This window comes from Salinisphaera aquimarina (genome assembly GCF_042643355.1).
Taxonomy (GTDB): domain Bacteria; phylum Pseudomonadota; class Gammaproteobacteria; order Nevskiales; family Salinisphaeraceae; genus Salinisphaera; species Salinisphaera aquimarina.
The window spans coordinates 122,758-142,102 of sequence record NZ_JBHRSS010000007.1 but is presented as its reverse complement, the minus strand read 5'-3'; the positions used below and the strand labels follow the sequence as shown (position 1 = coordinate 142,102).

Below are 19,345 nucleotides of genomic sequence, written 5' to 3'. Positions count from 1 at the left end.
GTGGTTGCCTCAAGCGTTCGCGCTCACGCTCTGCCATCGGCGCTTGCCGGGGCACTGACCTGGCGCGCGCCGACTTCGCGGATCGCCTGTTTTCCGCGCACGGTGAGATCGCTGATGAAACTGAACTGGTCGCGCATGTCGAATGGATAGGCCTTGAGCCGGTAATGGGTGCCCCACGGCGTTTCGTTGAGCATCACCAGCACCGGCTTCGCATATTCGAGATAGGCGCTGGTCAGGGCCACGTCTTGCAACGCGGAGCGCAGGCGGGCGGCGTCGTGATCCGGGGCGACATAGAACTCGGCGATGCACATGAGCGTGCGCGATCCGTCGTTCGAGTTGGAGATGTTGCCGGTCCAGAGGGTGTCGTGGGGCACGGTGATGATGTTGTCGGCGGCCGTGCGCAGGCGGATTGCACGCATGCCGACCGAACGTACCTCGCCGTAGTCGTCGCCGATCTCGATCCAGTCGCCGGGCCGGTAGGGGCGCTCGACGATCGCCACGATGCCCGCGATCAGGCTGCTGATGTAATCCTTGAAGGCGAAGCCGATGGCCACGCTGGCTGCGCCGGCGATCACCAGAAAGTTCTGGAAGGTCACGTTGAAGATCAGCGGGATGACCCAGACGATGGCCAGCGCCAGCAACAGCAGACGCACGATGGGCACGGCGCCGAGCAGGAACAGCCGCGTCTGATTGGGGCCGCGCTCGGCCAGATACGGCAGCGCGCGCCGCAAGAGATAGATCGTGAACCAGGTGCCGAACAGGATCAGCGCTATCTTGGCGATGTTGATGTCCTGCAGATTGTTGATCAGCTGGACGGCCTGTTCCTTGCTCTGTTCTGCTGCAGCCATGTTCTACAACCTGTCCATGGAAAAGCCGGCGGTCGACAGGCCGCTGCGCACGGCGGGATAGGCCGCCGGGGTACAGCGCAGCTGCCCACGCGTCTGTTCGACTACGCCCGCGCGCACCAGGGCCGACAATACGGTCGACTCGCCGACCACGGGTACGACGTCGCGCAACTCGGCGACACTCAGCGTGCCGTGTATCAGCAGTGCCTGCAGGACCAGCAACGCCGGTTCCGCGTCGTCGCCGGCGGGCAGCGAGAACTGCTCCAGTGCGACCACCCAGAGGGTCTGCTCGTCGTCCGGATGGACTTTTTTAGGCGCCTCGGTTTCGTCGTCGGGCCGGTCCTCGGCCCCGGTCGATTCGTCCGCGTCGGCGCTGGAGCGCAGGCTGCTGCGCCAGATATGCCAGGCGACCCAAGGGATGCCCAGGCTGCGCGCCGCAAGCCCGGTGAAATGATCGTGCTTGAGCTGACCGTCATCGTCCTCGGCCATCACATCGGCGCCACTGTCGGATACCCGGAAGGTGATATGACGCAGGCTGTCGTCACCGGCCAGCTGGGAAAACCACTGGCCCAGGCGGGCGCCGTCGAAGGCACGAAACGTGAGCCCTTGGGGCAGGATCATGTGGGCGCCGACGGCTTTGCACAGGAATGCCCAGGCCCAGCTGTTGCAGCCGATCACGCAGCGGCGCTCCAGCGTATCGAGCCGGGCCAGCAGCGCCCGCACAAGAGTGAGCCCGTTGCGATGGCGCAGGAACCAGCGCTCGAGTTCGGGGATGACGAGCACGCCGTCGCCGTCCAGGTTGATCGGATCCGCGGTGGTCGCCGATAGCAATGTCGTCCGGTCGGGTGCATCCAGCACCGCGTGGCCGTATTGCCGTGCCCAGGACGCCAGTACCCCGTTCTCGTCGCCCGGGGGCAGGACGATCAGTTGCAGGTTGAACCGCCGCTGCGGTTGAGCGATCCAGTCGGCCAGGGTGCTCTGCAGTTCGTCGATCAACGGCCCGCAGGCCGGCGGGGCGACGATATCGTCGAGCATTTCCAGGGTCGATCGCTGCAGACGGTCGTCGGCAATGAAGGGCGTGTCGTCGGTCTTGTGGAACAGCGTCCTGAGCCGCGCCATCAGCGCTTGCAGCGTATCGACGGTCGGCAGGGCAGGTGCCTTGTAGCTGCCCAGCGGTATGAACAGGTTGTCGTCGGGTTGTTCAGTCGTCATGCGCGTCCGTGGAGAGACCCCGGGCCGGGGCGGGGTCGAAGCATGCGCTCATATTACAGATCGTGCGTGATCGATGATCGGCCACGAACCGCCAGCGCGCCGGCTCGCCCGGTCCGACAATACAAAAGGGCCGACCGGTCGGTTCCGGTCGGCCCTTCTGATCACCTGCTCGGACGTCCTAGTTGTTGTCGGGCAGGGCGTAGGCGATCACATAATCGCCGGTCGGCGTCTGCATGAAATGATGGCCCGTGGCCACGATCATCAGATATTCCTTGCCGTCGGCTTCATAGACGAGCGGGTTGGCCTGACCGCCGGCGGGCAGGGCGGCCTGCCAGACGGTCTCGCCGGTCTCGATATCGATGGCCCGGATCAGGTCGTCAGTGGCCGCGGCGATGAAGATCAGCCCGCCCGCGGTAACCGCGGAGCCGCCATTGTTCGGCGTACCGATGTTCACCGGCAGACCCGAGCGGATGCCGAACGGGCCGTTGGCGCGTGCGGTGCCCAGCGGCCGGTCCCACAGCGTCTTGCCGGATTTGACGTCGACAGCGCGGATATGACCATAGGGCGGCTCCTTGCAGAGCATGCCGGTGAACGGCACGCGCCAGCCGGCGTTGACGTCGATGGCATACGGCGTGCCGGCCTGCGGGTCGCCCGCGCCTTCGGCGCCGCCGCGATCCTCGGCCTGTTCATCACGCGGCTTCCAGCCGTATTCGTCGGCCTTGGCGCGCGGTACCAGGGTGTTGTAGTTGGGCATGTCGTTGTAGTTGGCGATCAACACGCCACGGCTGGGGTCGATGGCGACACTGCCCCAGTCCGAGCCGCCGTTGTAGCCGGTGTACTCGATCCAGTGCTGGCCGCTCGTGGGCGGCGTGTACATGCCCTTGTAGCTGGCGTTGGCGAACTGGATACGACAGTACATCTGGTCGAACGGTGTCAGCCCCCACATGTCGCGTGGGGTCAGGTCCGGCTGCTGCAGGGTGTGGTAGAGCGAGTAGGGCTGGGTCGCCGTGCGCTGCTCGGGTTCGACGCCGCCCTGCGGCACGGGCCGTTCCTCGGTACCGCCGCCCAGCGGGGTGCCGTCGCGGCGATCGAATACATAGATGCCGCCCTGCTTGGTCGGCATCACCACCGCCGGCACGTTGCCGTGGTCGGTGGGGAAGTCGATCAGCGTCGGCTGCGAGCCGGGGTCGTAGTCCCAGACGTCCTTGTGCGAGGTCTGGAAATGCCAGGTAGGCAGTCCGGTGTCGACGTTGATCGCGACCATGGAACTGGCCCACGCGTTCTCGGCGGGCGTACGCGAGCTGCTCCAGTAGTCGGCGGCGGAGTTGGCCATCGGCAGATAGACCAGGCCGAGCTTGTTGTCGCCGACCGCGGTGGTCCACATGTTGGGCGAACCACGGACATAGGTCTGGTCCCCGGTGAGCGGCTCGCTCTGGTCGGGACGGCCGGCGTCCCAGGCCCAGTCGAGGTTGCCGGTGACGGCGTCGAAGCCCTTGATCACGCCGGAGGGCGCGAAACGGCGCTGGCCATCCAGTACCTGATGACCGGTGACGAGTACGTTGTGGACGATCACCGGCGCCGAGTTGATCGATACATAGCCGTCGGGCGTCGAACCCATGTTGGGCTTGATATCGACCTGACCGTTGTCGCCGAAGTCGGTGCAGGGCTTGCCGGTTTCGGCGTCCACCGCAATGATGCGGCCGTCCAGCGTCGGCGAGAAGATACGGGTGCTGCAGAACGGCGCGTCGCCCTCACTGGCGCCCGCGCCCTGACTGTTCGCCGTGGTCGCTGCCGCGGGCTGGGCCTGGCCGGGCTGCACGGTAGTTGATGTATCGCTATCGCTCGTGTCGCCGGTGGCTTGCGCCGCGCCCAATTCGCCGAGCCGATCCTGCGGCACCTGATAATAGGTCACGCCGCGGCAGGCGGCGGTATAGGGAATGGCGTCCTCGGAGACGTGCGGATCGTAGCGCCAGTTCTCCTTGCCGCTCGCCGCGTCGAGCGAGATGATGATGTTGCGCGACGAGCACAGATATACGCTGTCGCCGACCTTGAGCGGCGTGGTCTCGGCGCCCCAGCGATGATCGAGGACATCGCCGGTGCGATAGACGAAGGCCTGTTCGAGCTGACCGACGTTGTCCGGGGTGATCTGGCTGAGCGGCGAGAACCGGGTGGCCGCATTGTCGCGGCCGTAGGCCGCCCAGTCGCCGTCGGCCGGCGCGTCGGCCAGCTGCGTGTCGCCAGTGTCGGTGCGGAGCGATGCGCTCTGCGCCGCCGGTACCTGGCCGGGGTGGGTAACGCCGTGGGGGGCAAAGGCAAGCGCGCCGCAGACGGCCAGCACGATCAGCAGGGCCGCCGTGGTGCCGAATGCCGCGCCGCGGGAGAAGCCGGCACGCAGACGCGTGCTGGTGGCCGCCATCAGGATGCCGAGCACCAGCACCATGTCGAAACGCGGCACCCAGCGCCAGTAGTCCAGCCCGGATTCCCAGGCGGTCCAGATGAAGGTGCCGATGAACACCAGCGCATACAGCCAGGCGCCCGAGCGGCGGCCGCCAGCGAACAATATGCCGGAGATGAGCATCGCGATACCGGCAATGACGTAGTACCAGGAGCCGCCGACGCCTGCGAGCCAGCCGCCGCCGATTGTCATCAGCAGCCCCATGAGCGCGACGAGGCCGCCGACGAGCCGTGGCCCGAGGCCGACGCCGGTTGGATGTGAAATGTTGTTCATGAGAACTCCCTGGAAAAGTGTTCGGTCGAAATCTGGAAAAGAGTTGGCACGCCGGTCGCTGCCCTGCAAACGCGCGTCTTGGCGTTGTGATCCGTCTGTTTTTCGGGGAGGGCGCCGACGCAGACGAATCATCGATTATTTATGTCTGTATATTGAACCTAATACGTTGTGCTGGCCAGCCGGCAGGGGCTCTTGCACGGCCAGAGCAGCCGCTGAAGTCCGCGCTAGTCCGGCCAGGGCGCGAGCAGCCTGGAGGGTGATATGGCCCCAATAGACAGCAGCGAAATCGAAGCGGCGCGTGCCGGCTGGCATTATCGCGGCGCGCACCGGCCGCCGTTCGCGATCAGCCCGCAACCGGGCCAGGAATCGGTATGGGACTACCCGCGCCCACCGGTATGCGTGCCCGATCGCCGTCATATCCAGATATATCTGGGCGACCGCCTCGTGGCCGATAGCGGCGCTGCCGTGCGCGTCCTGGAGACCGCGGGGGCGCCGACGTTCTATCTGCCGCCGGGCGATATCGACGCGGGCTGCCTGCGGCCGGCGCGGGGCGTTAGCTTCTGTGAATGGAAGGGCGCTGCGCGCTATTGGCATGTGATCGCCGGCGCCGATACCGTGACTGCCGCCGCCTGGGCCTACCCCGACGCCGGCGGCCGTTTCGCAGCCATTGCCGGATATCTGGCCTTTTACTGCGCCGAGCTCGACTGTCGTGTCGACGGCGAGCGGGCGCGGCCGCAGTCCGGCGGCTTCTACGGCGGTTGGGTCACTGACGAGATCGTGGGGCCGTTCAAGGGCGAGCCGGGCACATCCGGCTGGTGACCAGCGGCCGGCGTGAGTTCCCACCGGATCTTGGGGCCCATGATCTGTTCGCTCTTGTGCCCTGGCGATCGAACCGTCTGTGTTGCGCGCCTGCGATCAGGACTGTGACCACGGCAGGCGGCTCAGATCGACGTTGCCACCGGTGAGAATCACGCCCACGCGCTGGCCCGCGAATGTCTCCGGATTGTTCAGGATCGCCGCCAGCGGCAGCGCGCAGGAGGCCTCGATGACGATCTTCATGCGCTGCCAGATCAGGCGCATGGCGGCAACGATATCGGCTTCGGAGGCCAGGAATATGTCGTCGACGTGGGCCTGGATTATCTGCCAGGTCAGCGGCCCCAGCGATGCCCTCAGGCCGTCGGCGATGGTGTCCGGGGCGTCCTCGACCAGTCTTTGGCCGGCTTTGAGCGACCGATAAGCGTCGTCGGCCTGGGCCGGCTCGGCGGCGTATACCTTCATGCCTTCGGCCGTGCTCTTGCAGGCGATGGCGGTGCCGCTGATCAGCCCGCCGCCGCCGACCGGGGCGATGATCGCATCGAGATCGGGCATCTGTTCGAGCAGTTCCAGCGCGCAACTGCCCTGGCCGGCGATCACGGCGGCATCGTTGAACGGGGCCACGAAAATCGCCCCGCTTTGCTCGATCACCGTCTGCAGCGCGGCCTCGCGCGCACTGTTGGTCGGCTCGCAGAACAGGACGTTGCCGCCATAGCCGCGCACGGCGTCGATCTTGGGTTGTGGCGCGGTTTTGGGCATGACCACGGTGCATGCGATGCCGCGGCAGGCCGCGGCACGGGCGAGGGCCATGCCGTGATTGCCGCTGGAATGGGTAGCGACGCCCTGGGCGGCCTGGGTGTCGGTCAGCGAGAACACCGCGTTCACGGCCCCGCGCGCCTTGAACGCACCGGTCTTCTGGAAGTTTTCGCATTTGAAGAACAGCGACGCACCGCTCATGCGATCCAGAGTGTCGCAGGTCAGCACCGGGGTGCGATGAATCCAGGGTGCGATACGGGTTCGCGCCGCATGAAGATCGTCAATCGTGGGAATCGGCATGGGCACCGCTCGATGAGGGTCGGGGAGACAGGAGGTTATTCTGCCTGAGCGGGTGTTGGCGCTGGCAAGTCGGTGTGATCGTCATGCCGGCGCGCGATGACGATCAGGCGCGTCGCTCCCGGAACGTTTCGGCGACATGACCGGCGAGCGCATCGAGGGCCGCGTCGCCGCTGTGTCGACGCACCATGGCCACGTGATAGTCGCCCAGCGTCGGCAGCCCGGCCAACGCATCGATGCGTTGCAGTGGCGGCTCGATCATGCTCAGAGGAAAAGGTGCAATCGCGAGATCGGCCTGCATGGCTGCCGCTTGCGCCGCGCAATGCTCGCTCACATAGGCGATGCGGTAATCGATGCCGGCGCCGTCGAGTGCGTCGAGCGCCATCGCCCGCCACGCGCAGCCGTGATTGGCCAGCGCGATCGGCAGCGGCGTGCGTTCGCGCGCAATGCCGCCGCGCAGGCCGGCCCAGACCATGGGCTCTGTGTGCACGATCTCGCCGCGGGTGGCGTCGATATCGGTATTGCCGACGGTGACCAGCACCAGATCCAGATTGCCGGCGTCGAGCTGGCCCAGAATCTGGGCGCTGGTGCTGGTCACCACGTCGACCTGCACCGCCGAATGTGAGCGCGCGAAGCGGGTGAGCACGCGCGGCAGGATACGGGTGCCGACATCGTCCGGCGTGCCTAGGCGAACCGTACCGGCGAGCGGTGGCAGCAGGAAACGGGCCACGGCTTCCTCGTTGAGCTTGATCAGCCGCCGGCCGTAGCCGAGCAGCGTCTCGCCGCCCGGCGTGAGCCGGACCTGTCTTGCTTCGCGCACGAACAGCCGCTCGCCGAGCATTTCTTCCAGCCCCTTGATCTGCATGCTCAGCGCGGAGGGCGTGCGAAACACCTGGCTGGCGGCGCGAGTGAAGCTGCCGTTTTCGGCGATCGCGATGAAGCTTCTGAGCACATCGGTATCCAGCAGCGGTGTCTGACCGGGGCTGATGAGCTTTCTGGAACCGTCCATGGCAAGCATTAAGAATAATTGAAAGATAAATGTAGATCTCTTCGTTTGATTGATCAACCGGCCTGCGGGATGCTCTGTCTCGAGGTCGCGACCCTCGTGCCAATCCATTTACCGACGACGGCTTCTGTGCCGTTGTCCCGGCAGGAGTGCGTCATGTCCGACCGCAACACCCACAACTCAACGCCCCGGAAACCGCCGGTTTTCGATACCCCCAATTTTCATAAGCTCTATATGCCGGCGATGCCGCCGCTGGGGCTGATCCGCGTCTTGCGCAGACTGTTTCGGGAGCTGGCTCAACGCCGTCGCCTCAGGCAGTTGCTGACCTGCGATGACGCGCAGCTCGACGATCTCGGCTACTGCCGGCACGAACTGCGGCGTGTGCTGCGTCTGCCGCTGAATACCGATGCATTGGCCGCCATCAACCGCGTCGGTAATCGGCTCGACAGCCGGCACGGATCGTGTGCGGATCGACAATGCCGCGGCCACGCAGGATAAGATGCGGGCATTGAATGAAACGGCGTAGCGCCCGTGTCGGGAGCGATCTCTCGCCGCGGGCGCTACGCCGGGCCACCGGCAATAGGAAAAACGATGCGGTTTTTTTGTGAACTGGGCGATGAAGAGCATCTGGTCGATGCCGACACGCCGGAAGACGCGGCGCGACTGGTTGCCCGGCAGCAGGCCGAGCGCACTGGCGTCGGGTCGCTCACGCTGACGGTCAACGTGGCGGAGGCCAACGAAGCCGATCTCCCCCTGATCGCAGGCGACGACTACACGGTCACTGTCGAGGCGTCGTCGTCGCAAGGCGGGCGGTGACCCTGCTTGCGTGTGCACACGGGACTGTTATCGCGTCGGTGAGAGCCGACCTCAGCCGTCGGCAGGACAGCGCTCGGCCACGAACACCGCATAGTCCTTCTTCACGCAGCGGGCATAGGTGAAGGCCAGGTCGACGACCATTTCCTTGAAGTCTTCGCGGTGCGCTTCGCAGCGCTGCAGTACCGCCTTGCAGAAGGTGCCGTGGGCATCGGGATGCAGCGTGCGCGCGCCGCGTATGTGTTCACGCGCCAGAATCCGTCCCCATTGGCGCGTGAGCCGCCGATACTGCTTGAAATTCTTGATCTTGTGGGTGGGAAAGTCCTTCTTGTAAGGGGAACGCTCACGTACCGAGAAGTGTTTCTTGCCCAGTGACAGCCAGCCCAGATATTCGTCCGGATGGTCGGCCAGCGCATGGAAGGCCTGAAAATGACGATGGCCCTCGTTGCAAAAGGTCTTGCGCCAGGCGCGGCGCTCGCGGTTGCGCATGAAGCGATAAGCCGGCGGCGGGGTCTGTTCCTTGATATCGAGAATGATGTCGTCGTCCGGGCCGTCGGTCGCGCCTTCGATCAGGGCATAGTAGCGATCCAGGCCGAGCGAGCCGATGCCCGCATCGACACGTCGGGCGATATCCTTGACCTTGAAATGCGACGCTGGCGGGGTCGATCCGTTGCCGTCGAGCGTCCCCGGGTACTGTTCGGCCAGTGCCGCGACGAGCTGTTCTCGTTCGGACGCCGAGACGCGACCCATCTTCTTCTTGTCGAGATTGAAGCGGCGCTCGCCGTTGTCGACGACCGTCCATTTCGCCAGGTACTTCTGCGGACCGCTTTTTTTCATCACCTTCTTCATGAAGTGGCTCAGCGGTTCTTTCATGTAATGAACATGGATGTCGTCGGCCGGGCGACCGTCCTGGTGCTGGACCAGGGTGTCCAGATAGGTCGAGAGCAGGTGGCGGATGGCGCGGCGGATCTCGTCCGGAGCCAGATCGACGTTCTCCTCGGCGTCGAGCACCATGCTCGCGGCGTGGCGCCAGAGATCGTACTGATAGTCGCCCACCAGCGCGTCGTCGAAGTCGTCCATGCCGTAATGGATGCCCTGGCTGTCATCGCCGTAGGAACCGTGGTTGTAGACGTGCGCGTCGCCCTGCAGCCATGTCTGGGTGTTCTGTACGCCGCCAAAAAGGTAATACCGCCAGTCCTGCCAGACATCGCCCCAGAACAGATGATTCGTGCCCCGGAAGAAGTTGTAGGGCGATTCCGACATCTTCCGGTACTTGCGTTTGCGATCCGCCTTGGCGAGCGCGCGATTGGCCGCATCGATCTCGTCGAGCACGAGCTGCTCGCGGCTGTCGCGCATGAAGTGAAATGCCATTCGTGTTCTGGGTGCGTGCGGGGAATCGGCTATTAAGCTAGCACGCGGCTCGATTGTCAGCGATCGAGCGGGCGCTGACCGTGGCGCCGACATGAATCAAGGCCGCCGCGCGCAGCGAGGCGGCCTTGCGTGTGCGTTACCGCCGGTGGATCAGGCGATGGTGTCGACCACGCCGCCGTCCACGCGCAGCGCCGCGCCACTGGTCGCCGACGACAGCGTCGAGGCCGTATAGACCACCATGTTGGCCACCTCCTCGACGGTAGCCGCGCGCTGGATGATCGAACTCGGGCGTTCGCTCATCACGAAGTCGGCGGCGAATGCCTCCATCGACTTGCCGCTGTCCTTCTGGCCTTCGCGCAGCATGTCCTCGACGCCCTCGGACAGGGTCGGGCCGGGCAGCACCGAGTTCACGGTGACGCCGGTGCCGGCCAGGCGCTTGGCCAGACCGCGCGAGATCGACAGCACCGCGGTCTTGGTGAATCCGTAGTGGATCATGTCGGCGGGGATATTCAACCCGGATTCCGAGGACAGGAAGATCACCCGTCCCCAGCCGCGCTCGACCATGCCGGGCGTATAGGCGCGTGACAGCCTCACTCCCGACATCACGTTGACGTCGAAGAACGTCTGCCACTCGGCGTCGGGAATATCGTAGAAATCGTGCGGACCGAACAGGCCGACGTTGTTGATCAGGATATCGACCTGCGGCTCGGCGGCGGTGACCTGCTTGCAACCGTCGGCGGTGCCCAGATCCGCGGCAATACCGCGCGCACGGGCGTTCGGGACCGCTTTGTTCAGATCCTCGAGGGCCGCATCGACGCGAGCCTGCTTGCGGCCGTTGAGGATAACCGTGGCGCCGCTTCCGGCCAGGCCCTTGGCGATGGCCAGACCGATGCCGCCGGTGGAACCGGTGATCAGCGCGGTCTTGCCTTCCAGTTCGATTTTCATGCCGTTCCTTGTGTGCGTATGCAGTATGCAAGGACATTGCGTTGCTTCGGCTGTCATTCAAGCGCGGCGCGCGTGGGTGAATGGCTGTCTCTGTTCCCGGCACGGATCGTGCTTTGTTCGCTATAAGATTTTGCGACGACGACAGATTGCAGCGCGGTCCGGGATTGAAAGATGCGCCGTGCTTGGCGTGCGATGGCAGCAATGCCTTGCGCAGGCGATCCGTAGGCGTAACCGACCATGGTCGTCTTTGCGTTTATTTCCGGTTGGACTAGACTCGATGGACAGCCGCATGACAGCGGCACGGTGTTTGCCGTCATCACAAGAGGGGGTTTTAGCAGTATGTTTTCCAAGTATCTGAAGCTTTTTGCAGGAATCGCGCTGATCGTTGGCTGCGTGCCACTGGCGAGCGCGAAGACGTTCATCACCATCGGCTCCGGTTCCACCACGGGGCTCTATTATCCGACCGCGGTCGGCATGGCCAAGATCGTCAACGAGGCCGGTATCGATGTTCGCGCGAATGCGCGCTCGACCGGCGGTTCGGTGTTCAACGACCGGGCCGTGGGCGCGGGTCAGTTGCAGATGGGCATCAGCCAGAACAACGTGGCCTATTACGCCTACAACGGTTCGGGCGTGGAAGCATTCAAGGGCAACCCGATCGAGAATCTGCGCGGTGTGGCCGTGCTCTATCCCGAAACCATCCAGATCCTCGCCCGCAAGGACTCCGGCATCAAGACGCTGTCGGACATTAAAGGCAAGCGGGTGTATGTGGGCGATATCGGTTCGGGTACCGAGCAGGACGTCAAGAACCTGCTGGGCGCCTTCGACATGAGCCTGGACGATCTGAAGACGCCGGTTCGCGGCAGCGCGGGCAGCGCCGTCGGCCTGCTGCGTGACGGTCAGATCGATGCGATGTTCTATACCGTCGGCCTGGGCGCGTCGGCAATTACCGAGGCCGCACAGACCGCACCGATCGACCTGGTATCGGTCAAGTCGGACAAGATCGAAGAACTGAACGCCAAGTATCCGTTCTACACCGAGATCAAGATCCCCGGTGGTACCTACCCGGGCATGGACGAGGATGCGACCGCGGTCACCCTCAAGGCGATGCTGGTAACCTCTTCGGACGTCTCCGAGGACGCGATCTATCAGTTCATGGAAACGGTCTTCTCCAAGAACAAGAAAGCGTTCTACAACGATATCCAGAACCCGAACCTGAAGAAATATTTCACCCTGGATTCGGCGCTGGAGGGCATGTCCATCCCGCTACATCCGGGCGCGGCCAAGTTCTTCAAGCAGCACGACATCTCGATCAAGGACAGCCAGATGCCGCCGTCCTGATCGGGGATTGATGGCAGTACAGGTAGCGAACGTGGACCCCGGCCATTGCGTCCGGGGTCTTTTCGTATCGACGTCGTGATTTGAGCAGGAATTGGTACCGATGACCGAACACATACGCCCCGAAGCCGAGGATATCGTCAAGGCCAGCGAGTACGGCGGGCGCGAACCCAGCGCCGGCTGGCAGCGCTGGCTGTTGATCGTGATTGCCGTTGCCTGGAGTCTTTTCCAGCTTTATGCCAGCTACTTCGGCACGCTCAATCCGCAGAAGGTCGGCTCCATCCATCTGGCGTTCGGTTTCGCGCTGGCCTTCCTCGCCTATCCGCGCAAGGGCGGGGCGATGGATCGCATCCCATGGTACGACTGGATTCTCGCGGCCGCGAGTGTGGCGACCGCGCTCTATATCTTCGTCGATTACTACAATCTGGTCGTGATTCAGGGCGGCCTGCCGATCACGCGCGACGTGTGGATGGGCACGGCGCTGCTGGTGTTTCTGTGCATCGCCGCCAGCCGCATCATCGGCTACGCGCTGCCGATCATCGCCGGCATTATCGTCATCTACGGCATCACCGGGCCGGCGGGCATCATTCCGCTGACGCCGCCGGACATCCTGTATCTGCACAACGGCTACGACTGGTCGCAGGTCATCCAGCAGCTGTATATCACCGGCGAAGGCATCTGGGGCACTCCGATCCAGGTGTCCGCGACGTTCGTGTTCCTGTTCGTGTTGTTCGGCGCGCTGCTCGAAAAAGCCGGCGCGGGACAGTATTTCGTGGATCTGGCCTATAGCGGGCTGGGCACATTCCGCGGTGGTCCGGCCAAGGCCGCGGTGGTGGCGAGTCTGCTCACCGGCGTGATTTCGGGTTCCTCGACCGCCAACGTGGTCACCACCGGCACGTTCACGATCCCGTTGATGAAACGGGTCGGCTATCCGGGCGTGAAAGCCGGGGCGACCGAAGTGGCGGCGTCCGTGAACGGTCAGTTGATGCCGCCGATCATGGGGGCCGCAGCCTTCATCATGGCGTCGTTCATCAACATCCCGTATTCGCAGCTCATCATCTACGCCATCGTGCCGGCGGTGCTGACGTATCTGGGCTTGCTGTACGTCGTGCACCTCGAGGCCCTAAAACTCAACCTCAAGGGCCTGCCCCGGTCGGAACTGCCGCCGTTCTGGCCGACGTTCATCAAGGGCGTTCACTACCTCATTCCCGTCGCTTTCCTGCTCTACGAACTGATGTGGGTCCAGCTCACGCCGGAGCGCAGTGCGCTCAATGCCACGGTCGTGCTCGCAGGGCTGATTCTGGTGCAGGAGGCGGTCAGGGGCTGGAAAGGCGAGCGTGGTCTCGGTGCCGGTCTGTTGCATGGGGTCAAGGAAGTCTTCGGCGGCTTGGAACTCGGTGCCCGCAACATGACTACCATTGCGATCGCGACCGCCGCCGCCGGCATCATCGTCGGCATGGTTACCATGACCAACCTCGGCTATGGCCTGACGCAGGTGCTGTCGGTGCTCTCGGGTGGCCATATCTGGCTGGTGCTGCTGTTGTCGGCGATCACCTCGCTGATCCTCGGCATCGGCCTGCCGACTACCGCGAACTATATCGTCATGGCGGCCCTCGTTGCGCCCGTGATTGCCAACCTCGCCGGCGATGCGGGCATGGTGGTCCCGCTGGTGGCGATCCATCTGTTCGTGTTCTATTTCGGCATCCTCGCGGATGACACACCGCCGGTGGGGCTGGCCGCCTATGCGGCGGCGGCCATATCGCGGGCCGACCCCATCGCCACCGGTGTACAAGGCTTCATATACGACCTGCGCACCGCGATTCTACCCTTCATGTTCTTCTACAATCCGCAGCTGCTGCTCATCGACGTGGGCAGCTGGTACAACGCGGCCTGGGTCATCGCCACGGCGCTGGCCGGGATGCTCGCGTTCGTGTCATCGACCCAGGGTTATCTGCAGATTCGCATGCTCTGGATCGAACGGGGGGTGATGCTGGTGGGCGCGCTGCTGATGATCAAACCCGGATGGGAGTCGGATCTGATCGGCATCGCGATCCTGGTGGCCAGTGTGCTCTATCACCGCTACCGGGCGTCCAACGATCCGGCAACCGCGGTTGCTTGAACTGTCATGGCTTGACCAGGCCCGCCGCACGGCGGGTCTGGTCGGTGCGCGCCAGGCATAAGCCCAGGCGGTTGCCGCCTACACGGCGCGTGGCAGCGGATACCGTCATCAGCACAGATGGGTAGCAAAGGCGGTATTCCGGCTTCATTTACTTCATGCATCCGGGGAATCCCGCTTAACAATTGACGGGTAAGTCCTCTCCCGAGCATGTTTCAAGCTCAGCCCGCCTTGGCCCTGGCTCATTTGCGGTAAACCGACCGCCGCCTGGCCGGTAGTGTTTTCGTTTCGAATTGAGCGCCGGTTTCGCGCCGCTGCGCGAGGCGCTTGTGTTTGCTCGCCCACATAAGTCCTGAATACAAAGGAGACTCTGCACTGCTTCGATGCTTCGCATCGATATCGTGGGCTGTTTACCGACTTGTCGATCTTTCCGGGGAAACAGGCGAAAACTCGCGGCACTGCGCGATTCCGACAGAAGAGCGTGTTTTCTCTTCCTGGCGCTGCCGCTCAACGCAGCGTGAAGGGGTGCAGGCGAATACAGGAAAAGGACACGACGTCTTCGGTCCGTTACGTGTCGACGAGAAGCGCCGACGGAAGGCGCGAGGGGCGATGCGCACGCTGGCACCGTACCTGGGCGTCGTCCCTGGCAGATAAAAAAAGGCCCGGCGTTGCAGCCGGGCCCTTGATCATCGTGCAATATCGCCGAGGCGTTCAGGTCACGGGTTGGCGTTCCCGCTATTACGCCACTGTTGATACTGCTTCCATTCCTGCCAGTCCTTGAAGCGCTGATATTCAGCCGAATCCTTGGGCATCTGCCGAAAACGCTTGTACTGCTCGTACTCCTGAAACTCCCGATAGTCCTGCTGCTGTGCAGAGGTCGGTTGTGCCATGGGTGCGGTTGCAGTCGTGCCAGGCGTGGACGCGGTCTGCGCCTGGGCACCGTTACCGGACTTGATCAGGGCGTTCTTCGACGGCTCGTTGGAATAGACACGAACACCGTCGTCGTAGTCGGAGGTGTCACCGACCTTGAACAACCCCGGCCCTTGCGCCATCTGGTCGCCCGAGCCGGGCAGTTGCTTGTAGTCCACGGGTTTTGCGTCTGGGCCGGACGCGCAGCCTGCAAGCAGGCTGCAGGCGGCGATGCCCAACCCTATCGTGAACAACTTCATGTCGTGATCCATAAAAACCCGTGGCTGTCGTTTACAGGAACTTCAGACGCGTGCCGAGGAACAGGGCGTTGATGTCCTGTGCATCGCCGGTTGCCTGTACATCGGTTCCAGCATCATTGGTGAACTCGTAGTCGGCGTCGTCAAGCGTGTACAGATGATAGGACGCATACAGCTCGACACTGGGAATCCAGTTATACACATAGGACAGACCATATGCGGCTGCCTTACTGCCTTCGCTAAACAGATCATTGGTCCGAGCGTAGCTCAGTTCGAAATGATTCTTGCCAAGAATATAGCCTACGCTACCGAAGTAGTTGTCGGCACTCGGATCGCCATTCTTGAAGTTGCGGTGCTTGTAGGAACCGGTGAAATTAAGGCCCGACGGCAGCAGCACGGAGCCCGAACCGCCGGTTTCCTGGAAACGCGCGCCGTCGTTGAGAACCGTGCCATCCGGCTCGATATCGCGGCTTTGTGACTGGCTGTCGACATAGACACCGACGAGGCCGAACTTGCCGCCGTCGGCGAAATCACCCTCGTAGCGGCCGGAGAGTTCATAGGCGTGGCCGTTATCCAGGCTGGCGGACAGAACCGCGCCGCCGAGGCTCGGGGTGTCGTAGCGCACGGCGTTCTGGCGCGACAGGGAGTCGAATGAATTGAGCGCGCCGCTCAGGTTGATGATGGCATTGCCGTCGTCGTCCAGGAAGCTGATGCCACCGTGGTAAAAGCCGGCGCCGTTGCCGCCGCCCAGATACATATTGCCCGAATAGTTGAGCTCGGACGAGCCGTTGCCGGCGCCGTCGAGCTTGCCGAAGGTCAGACGACCGAAGTTGCCTTCCAGATAGACGTTGGCGAGACGATTGTCGAGAAAGTCGCCGTTATCGCCGCCGCCGTTATTGACATCGAAGGAGGTGGACTCGTTTTCGCCCAGGCCGATTTCGTAGGCGAAACCGAGCGTCATGCCGTTGTCCAGTGCTTGGTCGCCGGTGAACCGGAAGCGGGTATTGGAACCCACGTTGTCGACGAAGCCGACGTCGGAGTCTTCGCCATTGTCGGCGGCGATCATCGCCCGATCGACCTGTCCTGAAATCTTGAACTCGAACGCCTGCGCGGGTAGGGCGACGCATAGCAGAGATGCGACGGACACCGACGAAGCGGCCACTAGCCGTAAGCGAAAATCTTTCATTTAATTTACTCCCCTAGATTCGCCGTCTACGCTCCCGCAATGGGTGGAACGTCACGGCATGCGATGACGCGGCCCTAGGCCCGCTCGTCAACTCGTTGAAAATATTCCCCTTGCAGCGCATGTAGAACCGGTCGCTATGGAGCGGCATGAACGCCGTCCCGTATCAATCCGGATACATGACTGACTGCTGCCTTATAAAGGGAAAAAATAAGCCCTGTCAAGCGCATGAAAATTGATCGTGCGCGATTAATTCTGCAGGGCAGTCAGTGTGTTGGCGCAGATACGTTGCCTTGTTTCGCGGGTGCGCAACCGAGTATAACAACCGGCGGGCCGCTGTTTTCGTTGCGTAATTGGGCACTGCGGTGGGTAGCGCACGACGAAGTTGTCGACGAGGATCGCGGTTCGGATAGTCGAAGAAAGTGGTCCATACATTCGACTAATGGTTGAGTTCTGTTTTTATCGGCGTGTATACGGTATGCGGCGAAACGAGGTGATCTGCGCGCTAGAATGAAGCAGTACGAAAAGAGTCCGCTCGACGGTCGGCAGTGTTGATCGGACTTCGTATTCGAACCCCGCCGCGATCGCGTTGCAACAAGCCCGGAGAATCGATATCCACCGTCAGCAGCCATCAATGAAACAGGAACCGTCCGCGGAGCGTGGCCAGGATCTGGCCACGGCGGCCGACCCGACCGCGGCGTCGGACGAGGTCTGGATGGCGCAGGCGCTGGCGCTGGCGCGGCAGGCGGAGTCGGACGGCGAAGTGCCGGTGGGCGCCGTCGTGGTTCTCGATAACCAGGTCATCGGGCGGGGCTGGAATCGTCCGGTCGGCGACTGCGATGCCACCGGGCATGCAGAGATAAATGCGATTCGAGATGCCTGCAGAACCGTCGGCAACTATCGTCTGCCCGGCGCCTGTCTCTACGTCACTCTCGAGCCCTGTGCGATGTGCGCCGGGGCGATCGGTCACGCGCGTATCGAGCGTGTCGTCTACGGCGCCGACGATTTTCGCGCCGGCGCGGTGCATTCGATCTTTGCGGTTTTCGACGAACCACGCCTGAATCATCGTGTGGCGCATCGGGGCGGGGTGGGGGCCGAGGAAAGCGCGGCCCTGCTGCGGGCGTTCTTTCGGGCTCGCCGAAGCCGCTAGACCGCCCTTGCGCGATGCAAAAAAACGGCGCGGGCGCTACGCCACGCGAAAGCCGACGGCGGCATCGACCGCGCGTTTCCAGCCCGCGTAGAGCGTGTCGCGCTGGCTGTCCGGCATGGTCGGCTCGAAGCGGCGTTCGATCACCCATTGCTCGGCAATCTGTTCGCGTGATTCCCAGAAACCCACCGCAAGACCGGCCAGATAGGCTGCACCTAAGGCGGTCGTTTCGTTGATCTGCGGGCGCAGCAGATCGACTCCGAGCATATCGGCCTGGAACTGGGCCAGAAAATCGTTGGCGATGGCGCCGCCGTCGGCGCGCAGTTCAGTGAGTTCGAGCTCCGCGTCGGCCTGCATGGCGATGAGGACATCGCAGCTCTGGTAGGCGATCGATTCGAGCGCGGCGCGGATCAGGTGCTCCTTGGTGGTGCCCCGCGACAGGCCGAACATCGCCCCGCGCACATGGCTGTCCCAGTAGGGCGCGCCCAGGCCGGTGAAGGCGGGCACCAGATAGACGCCATCGTTGTCCTGCGCGCGTTCTGCATAGGCCTCGGAATCGCTGGATTTGCCGAGCATGCGCAGGCCGTCGCGCAGCCACTGCACCACCGAGCCGGCGACGAAGATACTGCCCTCGAGCGCGTATTCGAGTTGTCCGTCCACTTCCCAGGCGACCGTCGTGAGCAGGCCGTTGGCGGATTCGGTGGCGGTGGTGCCCGTGTTCATGAGCGTGAAGCAGCCGGTGCCGTAGGTGTTCTTGGCCATGCCGGGTTCGAAGCAGGCCTGGCCGAAAAGGGCGGCCTGCTGATCGCCGGCCATGCCGCAGATCGGCACTTCGTTGCCGAACAAATACCTGGACTGGATATGGCCGTAGACTTCGCTGCACGAACGCACCTCGGGCAGCATCGACTCGGGCACGCCGAAAAGCGCCAGCAGGTCCGGATCCCAGCAGCGCTTGTGGATATTGAACAGCAGCGTGCGCGAGGCGTTGGTGACGTCGGTCACGTGGGTTGTGCCGCCGGTCAGGTTCCAGACCACCCAGCTGTCGATGGTGCCGAACAACAGTTCGCCGTTCTCGGCGCGCTCGCGTACACCGTCCACGTTGTCGAACAGCCATTTGAGCTTGGTGGCGGAAAAATACGCGTCGAGCACCAGGCCGGTACGCGCGTGGATGAGGTCGGCGTGGCCGGCTTCGCGCAGGGCGTCGCAGATCTCGGCGGAGTGGCGCGATTGCCAGACGATGGCGTTGTAGACCGGCTGGCCGCTCTTGCGATCCCAGACCACGGTGGTCTCGCGCTGGTTGGTGATGCCGATGCCGGCGATCTCGTCGACATCGACCTGGCTGTTGTTGACCAGTTCGGTGAGCGTGGTCAGCACGCTGGTCATGATGTCGCGCGGGTTGTGCTCGACCCAGCCCGGGCGCGGAAAGATCTGCTCGAATTCGCGTTGCGCCGTGGCCACCGCCGCGCCGTCGTGATCGAACAGCATGGCGCGTGAGCTGGTTGTGCCCTGGTCGATTGCCAGCACGTATTTCTTGTTCATCCTCGGTCTCCTGGTCGCGGCGCGGTCATGGCGCTGACCTTAATGGATCGTCTCGAGCCTGTCTGCGGAATGT

16 protein-coding genes are annotated in these 19,345 nt (G+C 63.5%); 6 read left to right on the top strand and 10 right to left on the bottom strand.

The window, feature by feature from the left end:
- Positions 1–23 precede the first annotated feature (23 nt).
- The 3 genes from ACFOSU_RS15080 to ACFOSU_RS15070 all read right to left on the bottom strand — a co-directional run bounded on the left by ACFOSU_RS15080 (position 24) and on the right by ACFOSU_RS15070 (position 4,785).
- Entirely contained in the window at positions 24–848 is an 825-nt protein-coding gene (locus ACFOSU_RS15080; RefSeq protein WP_380690765.1) for a mechanosensitive ion channel family protein, read from the bottom strand.
- Positions 849–851: 3 nt separating this feature from the next.
- Complete coding sequence (locus ACFOSU_RS15075) at positions 852–2,057, bottom strand: hypothetical protein (RefSeq protein WP_380690764.1); 1,206 nt, start codon at positions 2,055–2,057, stop codon at positions 852–854.
- Between the two features lie 178 nt (positions 2,058–2,235).
- Complete coding sequence (locus ACFOSU_RS15070; RefSeq protein WP_380690763.1) at positions 2,236–4,785, bottom strand: membrane-bound PQQ-dependent dehydrogenase, glucose/quinate/shikimate family; 2,550 nt, start codon at positions 4,783–4,785, stop codon at positions 2,236–2,238.
- A gap of 261 nt (positions 4,786–5,046) precedes the next feature.
- Between ACFOSU_RS15070 and ACFOSU_RS15065 the strand changes: the two genes are divergently transcribed.
- The gene (locus ACFOSU_RS15065; RefSeq protein WP_380690762.1) at positions 5,047–5,604 is read left to right on the top strand and encodes a DUF427 domain-containing protein; all 558 of its coding nucleotides are present in this window, start codon (positions 5,047–5,049) and stop codon (positions 5,602–5,604) included.
- Between the two features lie 96 nt (positions 5,605–5,700).
- Here ACFOSU_RS15065 and ACFOSU_RS15060 read toward each other — a convergent pair whose 3' ends face one another.
- Entirely contained in the window at positions 5,701–6,654 is a 954-nt protein-coding gene (locus tag ACFOSU_RS15060; protein ID WP_380690761.1) for a pyridoxal-phosphate dependent enzyme, read from the bottom strand.
- Positions 6,655–6,757: 103 nt separating this feature from the next.
- Positions 6,758–7,660 carry a LysR substrate-binding domain-containing protein gene (locus ACFOSU_RS15055; protein WP_380690760.1) on the bottom strand — a complete coding sequence of 301 codons (903 nt, stop codon included), beginning with the start codon at positions 7,658–7,660 and terminating at the stop codon, positions 6,758–6,760.
- 153 nt (positions 7,661–7,813) lie between these two features.
- On the opposite strand from ACFOSU_RS15055, the gene ACFOSU_RS15050 reads away from it, so the two are divergent.
- Both ACFOSU_RS15050 and ACFOSU_RS15045 read left to right on the top strand, forming a co-directional pair.
- Entirely contained in the window at positions 7,814–8,155 is a 342-nt protein-coding gene (locus ACFOSU_RS15050; protein WP_380690759.1) for a hypothetical protein, read from the top strand.
- 93 nt (positions 8,156–8,248) lie between these two features.
- Positions 8,249–8,473, top strand: coding sequence for a hypothetical protein (locus ACFOSU_RS15045; RefSeq protein ID WP_380690758.1), 225 nt, complete (start codon positions 8,249–8,251; stop codon positions 8,471–8,473).
- Positions 8,474–8,524: 51 nt separating this feature from the next.
- On the opposite strand, the gene ACFOSU_RS15040 is transcribed toward ACFOSU_RS15045, so the two are convergent.
- Together ACFOSU_RS15040 and ACFOSU_RS15035 are read right to left on the bottom strand one after the other, a co-directional pair.
- Entirely contained in the window at positions 8,525–9,841 is a 1,317-nt protein-coding gene (locus ACFOSU_RS15040) for a DUF2252 domain-containing protein (protein ID WP_380690757.1), read from the bottom strand.
- 150 nt (positions 9,842–9,991) lie between these two features.
- Positions 9,992–10,786 carry an SDR family NAD(P)-dependent oxidoreductase gene (locus ACFOSU_RS15035; RefSeq protein ID WP_380690756.1) on the bottom strand — a complete coding sequence of 265 codons (795 nt, stop codon included), beginning with the start codon at positions 10,784–10,786 and terminating at the stop codon, positions 9,992–9,994.
- 339 nt (positions 10,787–11,125) lie between these two features.
- Between ACFOSU_RS15035 and ACFOSU_RS15030 the strand changes: the two genes are divergently transcribed.
- The gene (locus ACFOSU_RS15030; protein ID WP_380690755.1) at positions 11,126–12,124 is read left to right on the top strand and encodes a TAXI family TRAP transporter solute-binding subunit; all 999 of its coding nucleotides are present in this window, start codon (positions 11,126–11,128) and stop codon (positions 12,122–12,124) included.
- 100 nt (positions 12,125–12,224) lie between these two features.
- Complete coding sequence (locus ACFOSU_RS15025; protein ID WP_380690754.1) at positions 12,225–14,240, top strand: TRAP transporter permease; 2,016 nt, start codon at positions 12,225–12,227, stop codon at positions 14,238–14,240.
- Positions 14,241–14,953: 713 nt separating this feature from the next.
- Here the strand turns inward: ACFOSU_RS15025 and ACFOSU_RS15020 are convergent.
- Both ACFOSU_RS15020 and ACFOSU_RS15015 read right to left on the bottom strand, forming a co-directional pair.
- The gene (locus ACFOSU_RS15020) at positions 14,954–15,406 is read right to left on the bottom strand and encodes a hypothetical protein (protein WP_380690753.1); all 453 of its coding nucleotides are present in this window, start codon (positions 15,404–15,406) and stop codon (positions 14,954–14,956) included.
- 31 nt (positions 15,407–15,437) lie between these two features.
- On the bottom strand, positions 15,438–16,589 hold the full coding sequence (locus ACFOSU_RS15015) for a porin (RefSeq protein WP_380690752.1): 1,152 nt from the start codon (positions 16,587–16,589) through the stop codon (positions 15,438–15,440).
- Positions 16,590–17,220: 631 nt separating this feature from the next.
- On the opposite strand from ACFOSU_RS15015, the gene tadA reads away from it, so the two are divergent.
- A complete protein-coding gene (gene tadA, locus ACFOSU_RS15010; protein WP_380690751.1) occupies positions 17,221–17,736 on the top strand; it encodes a tRNA adenosine(34) deaminase TadA in 516 nt (171 codons plus the stop codon).
- 36 nt (positions 17,737–17,772) lie between these two features.
- Here the strand turns inward: tadA and glpK are convergent, their stop codons facing one another.
- Complete coding sequence (glpK, locus tag ACFOSU_RS15005; protein ID WP_380690750.1) at positions 17,773–19,272, bottom strand: glycerol kinase GlpK; 1,500 nt, start codon at positions 19,270–19,272, stop codon at positions 17,773–17,775.
- Positions 19,273–19,345: the final 73 nt, after the last annotated feature.